This is a genomic window from Sporosarcina sp. FSL K6-3457, assembly GCF_038007285.1.
In the GTDB taxonomy this organism is placed as follows: Bacteria; Bacillota; Bacilli; order Bacillales_A; family Planococcaceae; genus Sporosarcina.
Genome location: NZ_JBBOWX010000001.1, coordinates 264,781 through 278,960 on the forward strand (window position 1 = coordinate 264,781; position 14,180 = coordinate 278,960).

At 41.7% G+C, this 14,180-nt stretch carries 14 protein-coding genes; 8 read left to right on the plus strand and 6 right to left on the minus strand.

The genetic code is table 11. The annotated features are described in order from the left end of the window. Nucleotides 1-15: 15 nt before the first annotated feature. The 5 genes from sigW to glmM all read left to right on the plus strand — a co-directional run bounded on the left by sigW (nt 16) and on the right by glmM (nt 4,920). Complete coding sequence (gene sigW / locus N1I80_RS01355; protein ID WP_340736180.1) at nt 16-579, plus strand: RNA polymerase sigma factor SigW; 564 nt, start codon at nt 16-18, stop codon at nt 577-579. A gap of 12 nt (nt 580-591) precedes the next feature. Further along, nucleotides 592-1,227, plus strand: coding sequence for an anti-sigma factor family protein (locus N1I80_RS01360; RefSeq protein WP_340736181.1), 636 nt, complete (start codon nt 592-594; stop codon nt 1,225-1,227). 187 nt (nt 1,228-1,414) lie between these two features. Then, nucleotides 1,415-2,248 (plus strand): diadenylate cyclase CdaA, encoded by an 834-nt coding sequence (gene cdaA / locus N1I80_RS01365; protein WP_340736182.1) that lies wholly within the window; start codon nt 1,415-1,417, stop codon nt 2,246-2,248. After that, nucleotides 2,241-3,530 (plus strand): CdaR family protein, encoded by a 1,290-nt coding sequence (locus tag N1I80_RS01370; RefSeq protein WP_340736183.1) that lies wholly within the window; start codon nt 2,241-2,243, stop codon nt 3,528-3,530. The genes cdaA and N1I80_RS01370 overlap by 8 nt, the downstream gene beginning before the upstream one ends. 40 nt (nt 3,531-3,570) lie before the next feature. Continuing rightward, nucleotides 3,571-4,920: a phosphoglucosamine mutase gene (gene glmM / locus N1I80_RS01375; protein WP_340736184.1), complete on the plus strand. Its 1,350-nt coding sequence runs from the start codon at nt 3,571-3,573 to the stop codon at nt 4,918-4,920. Between the two features lie 157 nt (nt 4,921-5,077). On the opposite strand, the gene pstA is transcribed toward glmM, so the two are convergent. The 6 genes from pstA to N1I80_RS01405 form a co-directional block, all read right to left on the minus strand. After that, nucleotides 5,078-5,962 (minus strand): phosphate ABC transporter permease PstA, encoded by an 885-nt coding sequence (pstA, locus tag N1I80_RS01380; RefSeq protein ID WP_340736185.1) that lies wholly within the window; start codon nt 5,960-5,962, stop codon nt 5,078-5,080. Between the two features lies 1 nt (nt 5,963). Further along, on the minus strand, nt 5,964-6,905 hold the full coding sequence (pstC, locus tag N1I80_RS01385) for a phosphate ABC transporter permease subunit PstC (RefSeq protein WP_340736186.1): 942 nt from the start codon (nt 6,903-6,905) through the stop codon (nt 5,964-5,966). A gap of 105 nt (nt 6,906-7,010) precedes the next feature. Then, on the minus strand, nt 7,011-8,021 hold the full coding sequence (locus N1I80_RS01390) for a PstS family phosphate ABC transporter substrate-binding protein (protein WP_340736187.1): 1,011 nt from the start codon (nt 8,019-8,021) through the stop codon (nt 7,011-7,013). Between the two features lie 206 nt (nt 8,022-8,227). Then, entirely contained in the window at nt 8,228-9,046 is an 819-nt protein-coding gene (gene pstB / locus N1I80_RS01395; protein WP_445683625.1) for a phosphate ABC transporter ATP-binding protein PstB, read from the minus strand. Nucleotides 9,047-9,209: 163 nt separating this feature from the next. Further along, nucleotides 9,210-9,650, minus strand: a complete 441-nt coding sequence (locus N1I80_RS01400) for a YtoQ family protein (RefSeq protein ID WP_340736188.1) — start codon at nt 9,648-9,650, stop codon at nt 9,210-9,212. A 60-nt stretch (nt 9,651-9,710) separates the two neighbouring features. Continuing rightward, complete coding sequence (locus N1I80_RS01405; RefSeq protein WP_445683626.1) at nt 9,711-11,273, minus strand: bifunctional metallophosphatase/5'-nucleotidase; 1,563 nt, start codon at nt 11,271-11,273, stop codon at nt 9,711-9,713. Between the two features lie 167 nt (nt 11,274-11,440). Between N1I80_RS01405 and N1I80_RS01410 the strand changes: the two genes are divergently transcribed. The 3 genes from N1I80_RS01410 (at nt 11,441) to phnE (ending at nt 14,174) form a co-directional block, all read left to right on the plus strand. Then, a complete protein-coding gene (locus tag N1I80_RS01410) occupies nt 11,441-12,532 on the plus strand; it encodes a phosphate/phosphite/phosphonate ABC transporter substrate-binding protein (RefSeq protein ID WP_340736190.1) in 1,092 nt (363 codons plus the stop codon). Nucleotides 12,533-12,598: 66 nt separating this feature from the next. Next, nucleotides 12,599-13,381 (plus strand): phosphonate ABC transporter ATP-binding protein, encoded by a 783-nt coding sequence (gene phnC / locus N1I80_RS01415; protein WP_340736191.1) that lies wholly within the window; start codon nt 12,599-12,601, stop codon nt 13,379-13,381. Continuing rightward, complete coding sequence (phnE, locus tag N1I80_RS01420; protein WP_340736192.1) at nt 13,359-14,174, plus strand: phosphonate ABC transporter, permease protein PhnE; 816 nt, start codon at nt 13,359-13,361, stop codon at nt 14,172-14,174. Before phnC ends, phnE begins: the two co-directional genes overlap by 23 nt. Nucleotides 14,175-14,180: the final 6 nt, after the last annotated feature.

The following is a 14,180-nucleotide window of genomic DNA, read 5'->3' on the forward strand; positions in this document are numbered from 1 at the left end:
GAGGGTGAATGAACATTGGATGATTTGGTTAATAAACGAGTAAATGAAGTTTTGAAAGGTCATCAGGACGCTTTTGAAGAGATTGTGACCCTATTTCAGCATCGTCTGTACCAGGTATGTTACAGGATGCTTGGCAACGCGCAGGAGGCGGAAGATATCGCCCAGGAAGCGTTTGTACGTGCCTATACAAATATCCATACGTACGATCAAAACCGGAAATTTTCAACATGGCTGTTTCGGATTGCGACTAATTTATGTATCGATCGTATTCGAAAAAAGAAACCGGATTATTATCTCGATGCGGAAGTCCCAGGTACAGAAGGGCTGAATATGTATTCACAAATTGCCTCCCCTGGTGAATTACCAGAGGAACAAGTCGAAAAAATGGAAATGCAGGAACGGATTCATTATGAAATAGGTAGGCTTCCAGATAAATATCGTTCAGTAATTATTTTAAGGTATATCGAGGAATTGCCATTGCAGGAAATTGGCGATATTTTGAAACTGCCATTAGGCACTGTAAAAACCCGTGTCCATCGTGGGCGGGAAGCACTGCGTAAGCAGATGAGTAATATGTAGGAGGGAAAAGGTATGAATACGTGTCCGGAACACATCGTTCATTATATGCACGCGTATTTAGACGGTGACATAAGCCGCGCTGAGGAGCGGGAGTTAAAGCAGCATATGGATAGCTGTGCGCAATGCAAGGAAATTATGAATGGACTAACTGAGTCGATTGCATTTATAGGTAGCGCAGCTCAAATACAGGCACCAAATCACTTTGTGGATGGTGTCATGGCGCGTCTTCCTAAGGAGAAATCCCAAGCAGGCTTCCAACGTTTGCTACGTAAGCATCCATTTTTTGCAGCAGCAGCGATGTTTATCATTCTAATGAGTGCATCACTCTTTTCAAGTTATGGCAATGACCAGCAATTTTCAGTAACCAAGCAACCTAATTTAATTGTCGAAGGCCAAACCGTACTCGTACCGGAAGGTGAAACTGTAAAAGGTGATATCATTGTGAAAAATGGTACACTGCGAATCGAAGGACAAGTGGATGGTAATGTCACTGTCATTCGAGGGTCTAAATATATGGCGTCGACGGCAATTGTAACAGGGAAGAGCGAGGAGATTGATAAAGTATTTGACTGGCTTTGGTATAAAATGAAAAAAACAGTAACAGATATTTTTCCAGCTTCCACAAAAGATGATCCGGCTGTAGAGTGAATAAAGCGACTGATACGAACCGCGATAGGCGGACGTTCAGTCGTTTTTGTTTTTATCCGAATTCAGTCGGAGCCTAGACTCCGGACGCAATCACTCCGAGGCGTGATTGGTTTCAAGGGAGCATAGACTAGTGCTGTTATGATATACTGTACGCATACGAAATTGTGTAAGAAGGTAGGCGAAGCACATGCCCAAATGGGGAGAATTAATCGATCTGAGTCCAGTCGCGGCACTCGTTAATATAGTGGATGTGCTTCTCGTCTGGTTTGTTTTTTATCAACTGATGAAGATTATTAAAGGAACAAAAGCCGTCCAGTTGTTAAAAGGAATATTGGTTATTATTATCGTCCGTGTCATGACAGATGTATTTAGTCTCGATACCCTTCGATTTTTGATGGACCAAGTACTCCCCTTTGGCTTTTTAGCAATCATTATTATCTTCCAGCCCGAGCTAAGGCGTGCACTTGAGCAACTTGGTAGGGGACGTCTATTTGCGCGAACAAATGTACAAGAAGAGGAAGAAAGAGAGCGACTGATGGGCGCTATTACGAAGTCCGTGAGTTATATGGCAAAACGTCGAATTGGTGCACTTATTTCAATTGAAAAGGAAACGGGACTTAGTGAATATATCGAAACAGGGATCCCGTTACATGCAGATATAACATCTGAACTATTGATAAATATATTTATCCCGAATACACCGCTTCATGATGGTGCAGTGATTTTTCAAAAAAACCAAATTGCAGCTGCAGGATGCTACTTGCCATTGTCGGAGAGTTCATTTATCTCAAAAGAACTTGGGACACGACATCGGGCTGCAATTGGGCTGAGTGAAGTCACGGATGCGATTACGGTAATTGTATCGGAGGAAACAGGTGCTGTTAGTATTACAGCCGCTGGTGATTTAGATCGGAATTTAAGCATGGAGGAATTTGAGGCACGGTTACGTAAAGTATGGTTTGGTTCAGCGCCAGAGCAGATTGAACACTCCATTTGGAAGTGGGGGAGAAAAAATGGATAAATTAATGGATACCCCATGGTTTCTTCGACTTACAGCCCTGTTTCTTGCTATTGTTATGTTTGTTTCTGTCAATAAGGCAGAAGAGGATAATGCTGTCGGTGACGCGCAGGATGTCATCCGTGATATCCCAGTGGATGTCTTTTATGACAATGAAAATCTAGTTGTAACTGGTGTACCAGAAAAGGTTGATATGGCAATAGACGGGCCGAGAAATATGGTTCAATCGACAAAGTTGTTGAAGGATTTCACACTGAAAGTAGATTTACGGGATTTACCGTTGGGACGGCATATAGTTGAGATTAAATCTGAGAATATTTCTGAAAAATTACGGGTACGCATAGACCCGGCAACAGTTGAGGTTGTCATTGAAGAAAAAATCACACAAACCTTCAGAGTGGATCCGGAGTTAAATGAGCGTTTACTGGCTGAAGATTTCCATGTTGACAGAATAGATGTCGTTCCGAAAACAATCGAGGTGACAGGTGCGAAGAGTGTCATTGAATCGATTAGCTTTGTGAAAGCATCTGTCACTGGGGAAAAGGGGATCAATAAGTCGTTTGAACAGCAGGCGGGAGTTCGCGTGCTCGATAGGGATTTGACGAAATTGAATGTGACAATTGTTCCTGAGCAGGTAACTGTCAAAGTGGAAGTGACTGAATATAATAAAGAAGTCCCACTCGTATTGAGGAGTCGTGGCGTACCAAGTACGGGGGTCAGTGTCGATACGATAACGGCAGAGGAAAAAATGATTCGTCTGTCTGGACCGCGTAAAGTTTTGGATTTAATTCAAGAATTCAACATTGATGTGGATGTGTCTGAGGTGCAGGGGCAGGGAACATTGGATGTGGAATTGAAAAAACCAAAAGGTGTTACACATATGTCTTTGGATAAAATCGAAGTGAAAATAGAGGCAACAGTGTCTGAATCTGAAACAGATTCGGATACTGATATAGAGGTAGAGGAAGCCGCTCCGGACGTGCCGGCGGATGGCGAGGAAGTTGCAACGAAGGAATTTTACGACATTCCGATTACGGTAAAAGGGCTTGATAAAAAATTTGTTAGTTCATTTGTCAAGCCGGAAGCTGGATTGGTTGCACTCACTGTCACGGCAAAACAAAATGTGATTGATGAGTTAGAAAAATCTGATTTCACTGTCTATATTGATGCGACGGAGACGATAGCTGAAGGGGAAAAAATTCTCCTTGTTTCTGTAGAAGGTCCTCCAGATGTGAACTGGAAACTTTCAGATGATGAAGTAACGATGCATATTGAACTCGCCTGAGGATTCGACTGAATGTACAGGGTTGAAAGGGAGAATGGAAATGACAAAGTATTTCGGAACAGATGGTGTCCGTGGAGTTGCAAATATAGAATTGACGCCGGAGCTCGCTTTTAAGCTCGGTAGGGTCGGTGGTCATGTGCTAACGAAAGAGGCGCAAGGAAAGTCACAGGTACTTGTCGGTAGAGATACACGTATCTCTGGCCAGATGCTTGAAAACGCTTTGATAGCAGGACTTTTATCGACAGGTATCGAAGTAATGACGCTAGGAGTTATTAGTACACCGGGTGTTGCTTACCTGACTCGAGTGATGAATGCGCAGGCCGGCATCATGATTTCGGCTTCACATAATCCAGTCGAAGACAATGGTATCAAGTTTTTCGGTGCTGATGGCTATAAATTGACGGATGAGCAGGAAGAGGAAATTGAACAACTGCTAAACGCACAGGAAGATACGCTGTCACGTCCGACAGGGGCAGATGTTGGATCCATCACGGAATACTTTGAAGGCGGCCATAAATATATTCAATACCTTAAACAGACAGTTGATGAGGAATTCACGGGTATTCACGTGGCGTTGGACTGTGCGCATGGGGCAACATCGCCGCTTGCGACACATCTATTTGCGGATCTTGATGCAGACCTGTCAACGATGGGTGCTTCGCCAAATGGTTTGAACATCAATGACGGTGTTGGTTCGACCCATCCTGAAGGATTAGGTAAATTTGTTATCGAAAAAGGTGCTCATATCGGCTTAGCGTTTGATGGAGACGGTGATCGTCTGATTGCAGTTGATGAGAACGGTAAAGTGGTGGATGGCGATCAGATTATGTATATCATTGCCCGTCACCTCCATTCGGAAGGCCGATTGAAATCGAGTACAGTTGTTTCGACAATCATGAGTAATTTGGGCTTTTACAAAGCACTTGAAAAATATGATATAAAAAGTGTAGCAACAGCTGTCGGTGATCGCTATGTTGTGGAAGAAATGCGGAAAAACAATTATAATTTAGGCGGCGAGCAATCGGGTCATATTGTTTTCCTTGATTATAATACAACGGGGGATGGACTACTAACAGGCCTCCAACTAGTTAATATAATGAAGCGCACAGGACGAAAATTATCTGATCTTGCTAGTGAAATGACGATTTATCCACAAAGATTGGTTAATATTCGTGTAACCGATAAAAATGCAGTCACAGAGAATGTGCGAGTGGCGGAAGTCATTGCGGAAGTTGAACAGGAAATGGCTGGCGATGGCCGTGTACTAGTTCGTCCTTCAGGTACTGAGCCACTTGTTCGGGTCATGGTAGAAGCGTCAATGGAAGAGGATTGCGAACGCCACGTTGAACGGATTGCTGACGTTGTTCGTAAAGAAATGGGAACGGAATAAGAAAGAAGTAGTGGACTGGAAATACCTTGAATGAAGGGATTTCCAGTTTTGCTGGTGATTTGGATAGAGTAAAAAGGGACCAGGAGATAGGTCGTCGGAAAATCATAAAGAAGCCTCGAGAGTTGGGTCTCAAGGCTTCTTTCTATATAGATTGCACTTAAAATCTTTTTTGAAATTTATTTCGGATTACGATAGCTGTCGAGTTCAAGATGAGTAAAGCTACAAGTAGGACGATAATCGTTGCAGCAGCTAGGTTGGCATATTCTGCAACTAATGAAGAGTCAAGTGTCCAATAATAAATCTGCATCGGTAGTACTGTAAATTTGTCGAAAATACCTCCTGGGAAGGGAAGTAATAACGCGGGAATCCCGATGACGACCAATGGTGCTGTTTCACCGATGGCACGTGATAATGATAAAATTGCGCCTGTTAGTATACCAGGAAGCGCAACAGGTAATATGGTTGTTTTAATTGTTTGCCACTTAGTAGCGCCCATTCCATAAGAAGCTTCACTTAAATGATTGGGTACCGCACGAATGGCTTCTTGACTAGCGACAATGACAATTGGCAGAATAAGCAACGCCATTGTTAGGCCGCCTGCTAATACAATATTACCGAAATGTAGTGCTCTGACAAAAACAGTCATTCCTAAAATCCCGTAAACAATAGATGGAACGCCCGCTAAGTTTGCGATATTTGTTTGAATTAATGCCTGTAGTCGACCTTTTTTCGCATATAGTTCTAAGTAAAGTGCTGTTCCAACACCTAAGAATAGGGTGACAGGGACAACAACGAACATTAACCAGGCAGTACCGAGAATAGCACCCATAATACCAGCACGTTCAGGCTGTGTAGATAGTTTACCTGTTAGAAAGTCCATATTGATCCAGCCAATCCCCTGGGATACGACACGATAGATTAAGACGGACAGGATAACGAGACCAAAAAGTGTGGATAATAGAAAAATGAATTTAGCCACGTTATTCAGTAGTAATCTGGCATTCATTCTCCACGTAACGCCACCGCTATTCGCTTGCTCCATATTAATATTCCTCCCTAAATTTACGAGAAACAGTTCTTGCAATGATATTCATAATGAGTGTGAACATAAACAGTGTCATGGCAACTGCATAAAGACTATAGTAAACAGTCGATCCAGTAGCCGCATCTCCGCCTGTTACTTCGACAATATAAGCGGTCATCGTTTGCATAGACTGTGTGATGTCGAATGTGAAATTCTTTGTACTACCACTTGCAATGGTCACAATCATAGTTTCACCAATTGCACGTGATATACCTAATACGAAAGAGGCGATGATACCTGATAAAGCCGCAGGAATGACGACTTTTCTTGTCACTTCCAGCTTGGTCGCACCTAAACCGAGTGCTCCTTCACGCATTGCTTGTGGAACAGAACTCATTGCATCTTCTGATAAAGAGGCAATCATCGGAATGATCATAACGCCCATGACAATGCCGGGACTTAGAATATTTGTAGCCTGTAGGCTGGGAATTAATTCACGCAATATCGGTGTGACAAAGGTAAACGCAAAGAAACCATAGACGATCGTTGGAACACCTGCAAGAATCTCTAGTAGTGGTTTCACGACTTTCCTTACACGATCTGATGCGTATTCACTCAAATAAATGGCTGTCATCAGTCCGATAGGCACGGCAACAAGCATGGCAATTAACGAAGAAGTAACAGTTCCCATGATGAGTGGAAGCACGCCGAATTCAGGCGTCTGGCTTAATGGTTTTAACACAGTGCCAGTGAAAAAATCGACAATTGGTACACGTTTGAAAAACTCAATCGTTTCTGATAGTAATGTGAAGATAATCCCGATAGTTGTTAGAACTGATACGGATGCGATTAAAAAAAGAAAGAAAGGAATTGATTTTTCGAATAGTTCTTTGATATTTCTAGATTGTCTTTTTTGTTCAATCAATTCCCGTATATTGAGATCTTTATTGTTCGTGGGCATTGTGCGAAGCACTCCTTCTATCGCATATAAGTATTATAAGAAGATGAGCCTAACGTGAATCAGCAGAAGTTCTCTACTGATACAAGTTAGGCATCTAATTTGGGATTATTTCAAGCCGTTCAAGAAATCAACGTTTGCTTTTGCTTCTGCATCAGGAATTGGTGCGAATCCTGTTTCGCCTGCGAAAGTATTGACGTTGTTCATCGCGTAGATCGCGTAGTCAAGTACTTGTGGCTTGGCTTTTGCATTATCCACATTCAGATAAGTGAAGACAGGGCGTGTGAAATCAGCATAGTCGCCATCCTCTGAAATTGTATCAAGTGATGGTTCAATTGCACCGTTTCCGAAGTCTACATGTACTGCACCTAACTTATCTTGATTGTTGACGTAGTAACCAAATCCGAAGAATGCAATACCATTTTTGTCTTCAGATACTAGGTTAACAAGTGTTGAGTAATCTTGTTGAAGGTTGACAGTGCTAACTAGGTCTTGCTTATCAAGAATACTTTCATAGAAGAACTCATATGTTCCATGGTTTTCATTTGGCCCCATTGCCTTAATGTCTTCAGCAGGCCAGTCTGGATTGATGTCAGACCACTTTACTACTCCACTATCGGCTTTAAAGATGCTGATAAGTTGTTCAGGTGTCATTTCTGTAGCCCAGTCATTGTCCTTGTTAATGACGAATGTTAAGCCGTCCAATGCTACTTTTAACTCTTTCACTTCGATGCCAAGTGCATCTGCTTCAGCTTGTTCTTCATCTTTGATATTACGGGAAGCATCGTTAAAGTCTGTGCCGTTTTCAACTAAGAACTTTTTGAATCCAGCGCTTGTTCCTGCGCGGCTTACTTCAACAGATACATTTTCTTGTTCAGTTACCATATATTCTTCAGCGATTCTAGCCATTAACGGATAAACCGTTCCTGAACCATCAATCGTTACACTACCTTCTAAATCAGCTGCTTTACTATCATCTTCGTTATTGCCTTCGTTTTCAGTTGCTGGTGCTGGTGTTGTTGAATCTGTGTTGCCTTCATTTGAATCCGCCCCACATGCTGCGACGACTACAGCTAGTGCAGCCAGTACTAAAAACAGAAGATACTTTTTGAAATTCATTCTAATTGTCCTCCCTAAAACGGATCTTTTTTTTGAAAGATTTGCTCTTTCAAATGTTAGTATAAGCGTTGAATGTAAAGTGAGTATGATGAAAGTGTAAAGGTTTTGTAAAACGAAATTTTGGTCTGACGTTTGGAAATGAAAAAGGTCAACTGAGGATAATCGCTTATCGTCAGATGACCTTACTGAAAGATTGTATTTTAATATTAACCAAAACGTCCGTTAATATAATCATTTGTTAGTGGGTCAGTTGGATTGTTAAAAATGGTAGATGTTCGATCACATTCAACAATTTCTCCATTGAGGAAAAAAGCAGTACGATCTGAGATTCTAGCAGCCTGCTGCATATTATGAGTAACGATGGCGATAGTGACATCGTTTTTAATGCTGTCGATCAGTTCTTCTACTTTATGGGTAGAAACGGGATCGAGTGCCGATGTTGGCTCGTCCATTAGAATGACTTCTGGATCAACCGCAAGACAGCGGGCAATACATAGGCGCTGTTGCTGGCCACCAGAAAGTCCATAGGCGCTTTTGTGTAGGCGATCTTTTACTTCATCCCACAAGGCAGCTTTGCGCAAGCTATCTTCGACAACCATATCAAGCATAGCTTTGTTGCGGATACCGTGAATTTTAGGGCCAAACGCTACATTTTCATAAATCGATTTTGGAAATGGGTTTGGCTTTTGGAATACCATACCGACTTTGGAGCGTAATAATTCAACAGGCATCGCCTTGCCGAGAATATTATTACCTTGGAAGGTTAGGTTCCCAGAAATAGTGACGTCCGGTACGAGCTCGACCATTCGGTTTAGTGTTTTTAAATAAGTAGATTTACCACAGCCAGAAGGACCGATAATAGCTGTCACTTCTTTTTCGTTAATCGATAGATCAACATTTTTGAGTGCGTGAGAAGATCCGTACCAAAGGTTCAATCCATTTGTTTCGTAGACAGGTTTATTCCAATTTGCATTTTTCATAACTTGAAATTGTACATCCTTTTTACGCTCTAATTGTAAGGTCATGAGTATCCTCCTTATTAATGTTTGGAGCTATATTTAGTCGAATTATAATTGTCATCACCCTTGCTTTCTTTATGATAAACAAAGAGTGTTGAGAGAGTGTGAAGGGTATGTTAAGAGTTTGTAAATGACAAATGGACCTCGTTGAAGAGAGGTCCATTTGATGTCATTCAAAAATATAATGTAATGCCTTCACGGCTTGGTCGACGGTTTCGACAGTGACGTGGGCTTTACGGGATAGTTCTTTGAGTGCGTGGTGATGCGCTTCGTTGCGAATTAGGATGAGTGGCTTGCCAAATGCAACGGCAGCGCTGGCATCCATTGCGGTGTTCCATTGTTTGTATTTCTCCCCGAAAAGAGCAATGACGACATCGGCTTTCTTCATTAAAAGCTCGGTACGCAAATTATTGAAGCTGGACGCCGCGACATCTTTGAAAATAGCGCTCGGCTGCTTGCCTAAAATTTCTTCTCCGATGTTGTCGGAACGGTCATGGTCTTCCATTGGCCCTACGAAGTCGATGGGCAAGTCCAGTGCTGCAACTTTCAGTTTGACTTCCTCACGCCATGAACTGTGGATTTCTCCAGCTAGGTAAACGGTTAATCGCATAACAAAATCCCTCCTTCTACTAGCTTTCATTGTAGCAGAATATTGTCTGAAAGTTTACATCTAGTAAATCACTTTCCAATTATGATTACACGTCGCCTCGATTACCGGGTGTTGCTGGAAGTAGTCGGCAATAATCTCCGTCATATCTGTTTGAATATCCTTTATAGTAGGGCAGTTTTTAAACATATCAAAGTTACCAGCCCCTGTTGCACGGTAACTGTTCATCACGACGTCAAACTCTGCATCTAAATCGAGTCGTTCACCTTTTCTCGTTAATGTCGTTACACGTCCGCCTACTGGCATTGAAATATTAAATGTGTATTCGATGCCTGCCCACATATCGTAGTTATAGGGTTGTGCCTTCGGATACTTAAAACTCGGCGATACGGCGAGCCGTCCGTTCTCGATTGTAAAGTATGATGCACATTGTTCAAGTGCCTGCAAAATATCATTGCCGCTCAGTCTAAGCACTTTTAACGTATTGGGATAAATATAGTTCGTCACAATATCGCGCATTGTCACTTCATTTGGCAGTCCACCCTCCTCATCATGAAAGAGTGAGGTAGCCGATATAGAAGCGCCTGATACGGCCATTTGAATTTTATTGATAAATTCGACATAGGCATGTCCATGAACACGGGCATCGAATGCATTTTTTAAACGAATATCACCTTTTACAGTTCCGATTGCTTCATCTAACCACTTTTCTGTTCGTTGGTAGATAGGAGTATTCAATTGAGCGATTGCCGCATCAACAGGTGTTTCTTCTCCTAGATAAATTAAGAAAGGCTCATGGGTAACAGCTATAATATTATCCTTGTCATCTACCTCGACTGTAAGTTCAATAGAAGCTAGACAAATCCCCTTTGTACCTGGCTGAACAACGGATTTGTCAAATAGCTTTGTCGCAATTTCTCTATGCTGATGCCCAGAAATAAAAATATCGATGCCTTCAATTTCCTTACAAATCTGGTATCCCTGATTCTCCCCTGTATCTGCCTCTACTAATTCTCCTGTTGCTAAATCTCGTTCAAATCCACCATGATAGGCAACAATCAGGACATCGACTTTTTCGTGCTCATGAATATAAGCTGTCCATTGACGTGTTGCCTCGAAGGCATCCTGAAAATGAATACCTTCGATATGCTTGGCCTCCTCCCAGATGGGTACAAAGTGTGTTGTCATGCCTAAAATAGCCAAGCGAATCCCTTCAATTTCTTTGATAATATACGGTTTTGTAAAGACTTTTCCATGCTCATTTTGGATATTTGCTGCAAGCCATGGAAATTGAGATTGTTGAATTGCCTCCTGTAATGCTTCCTTGCCGTAATTGAATTCATGATTGCCAAAAATGAGCGCGTCATACTCCAATGCATTAGCTGCTTCAATCATCGCGTTTTGCTCTTTTTTTTCATATTTCTGCTGATAGTACGTCATCGGGCTACCTTGAATAAAGTCCCCATTATCGATTAAAATCGTTGGTGCTTGCAATCGCTTTTCTTTAATAATCGTAGAGACTTTCGCTAAGCCAAGTGCCTCATTTGTATGATGTGCAAATCTTGTTGGCATCACATATCCGTGAATATCACTAGTCGCCAAAATTTGGATTTTCTTTTTATTCATCATGGCTACCTCCTCATATTAAACTTTCCTTCTATTATACTAAGGTGACTTTATCAAAATGAAGAAGAAAAAGGATAATTTACACAACCTTAACAGTGGGTTAATATAATGACCGACTTACTAGTTTACAATGGACAGGCAAGGCACATTAGAGGAGGTTTATTGATATGAAGAAGATTGTCCTACTTGCAATGACTTTATTACTCTCAGTTGTTTTACTTGCTTGTGGAGAGGATACCCCTGAGACAACAGCAGAAAAAACGGCAGAAACAACACCGGAAACAAATACTGAACAGGGAACTACCGAAACGAACAAAAAGATTGAAAAGCTCTCAATTGGCTTCGTTCCTTCACGTAATCCAGATGAAATTATTACGGCGACTGAGCCACTTAAGGAGTTACTAAAGGAAGAGCTTGCAGGTCTCGGCTATGATATCGAAAACGTCGAAATCACAGTAGGTACGAACTATGAAGCTGTCGGGGAAGCCTTATCAGCTGGTACAACAGATATTGGTTTAATTCCCGGGGGTACTTATGTCCTCTATGATGACAGTGCAGAGGTTATTTTAACAGCAACTAGATCTGGCTTAAGCAATAATTCTGATGATCCAGTTGACTGGAATAAAAACGAACCTACGGAGGCAGCGACAGAACAAACAACTTCTTACCGTGCTATTTTAGTTGCTGGACCATCTGAAAAAGGGAAGGCGTTAGCTCAGAAGGTTAATAGTGGTGAGTCGCTTACTTTTGAGGATGTCAACGATGCAAATTGGAACGTTATGTCTTCTTCTTCACCAGCAGGTTATATCTATCCTGCACTTTGGTTAAACGAAAAATACGGTAAAACGATTCCTGAATTATCAAATGTTGTCCAAGCGGATTCTTATGGTAGTGCATTTGCACGTCTTGCTGCGGGGCAAACCGACTTATTAGTTACATATGCAGATGCACGTCGTGACTATGAGGATAGCTGGACAACCGAATTTGGCCGTTCGGCTTCAATTTGGGAGGAAACAGACTTAATCGGTGTTATGCCTGCTATTTATAATGACACAATTAGTGTTAGCAAAAACTCCAAAGTGATTGATGATGATTTAAAGACAGCTCTAAAAAAAGCCTTTATTACTATTGGTCAGTCCACTGAAGGTAAAGAGGTCATTGCAATTTATAGCCACGAAGGCTACCAAGAAGCAAAGGACTCTGATTACGACGCGGAACGTAAAGCACAAAAACTAGTCCAAGAAATTAGCTCGAACTAAATAGAAATAGAAAAATGAGAACATGATGCTAATGTTCTCATTTTTTAAAACGATGGGAGCCTCCAGATGATTACATTTAAAAACGTTCATAAACAATATCCAAATGGTTTTATAGCATTAAACGATATTAACTTACAAATTGAACAGGGAGAATATGTTGCTGTCATCGGTCTATCTGGAGCGGGTAAATCGACATTACTTCGCTGTGTTAACCGCATGCACGATATTACAGACGGCTCGCTCCAAGTAAACGGTGTAGACGTACATAAGCTTAAAGGAAGTGGTATTCGCAAGTTACGCCGAAATATTGGGATGATCTTTCAGTCTTTTAATCTTGTCACACGTGTAACTGTTCTAAAAAATGTCCTCGTATCATTTGTGCCGGAAATGTCTTTTTGGCGTAAAGTTTTGGGGATATTTACAAAAGAGCAAAAGCGAATTGCGCTAACAGCATTAGACCAACTTGGTATTTTGGACAAAGCCTTCGTGCGAGTGGACCAGTTATCTGGCGGGCAGCAGCAGCGTGTCGCACTAGCACGGACACTTGCGCAGAAGCCAGCCATAATATTAGCGGACGAGCCAGTAGCCTCTCTTGACCCGGTTACAGCGAAGCGAGTTATGGAGGATTTCCAACGTATTAATCGTGATTTAAATATGACTATTATTATGAATATCCACCATGTAGAGCTAGCACTTGCATACGCAACACGCATTATTGGTATACGCGGTGGTGCAATCGTCTTTGATGGAGATGTAACAGATGTAGATGAACAGGTGCTTGCTTTAATATACAGCGGTCAAGAACAAGAGAAGGAGCAAGAAGTATATGCGAATGAATCCTTTGCCTGAGAGCAAAATCACTCTTTCTGATGGTAAGGAAGTAATTGTGAAACGTTCAAACACGCCACTGCTCTTGCTTGGTGTTCTTATCCTCACCTATCTGTCTATTCGGCTAACAGGGTTTAGCTTATCGGTTATTTTCGAACGAATCCATCAATTTTTCATCATTTTGCAGGATATGATACCACCAAATTGGAGCTACTCTTCAAAGCTATGGAAACCATTATTTGATACGATCAAAATGTCGCTGCTCGGCTCAATCCTAGGGGCAATTTGCGCCCTTCCACTAGCCATACTTGCAGCATCAAATATTATAAAAAATCGTTTTCTCACAGTGACTAGTAAACTCATTTTAAGTTTATTACGCACATTGCCAACCTTAATCGTCGCACTCATTGCTACGTTTATCTTCGGACTTGGCACGATGGCAGGAACAGTGGCAATCTTTCTATTTACGATTGCCTATGTAGGGAAGCTACTCTATGAGCAAATCGAAAATGCTGATATGGGTGCCTTTGAAGCAATGCACTCGATGGGGCTCTCTACTATCCAATCATTTCGATATGCAATTTTTCCACAAATATTACCGAACTACTTATCCACTGCGCTCTTCTGTTTTGAAGGGAATGTTCGCTATGCATCAATTTTGGGCTATGTCGGTGCGGGTGGGATTGGCTTACTATTAAATGAAAGCCTCGGCTGGCGCAGCTATGCCAATGTCGGTATCATTTTACTACTCTTAGCATGTACTGTTTTTATCATTGAGATAATTAGTGAACATTTTAGAAAGAAATTACTGTAGAGGTGA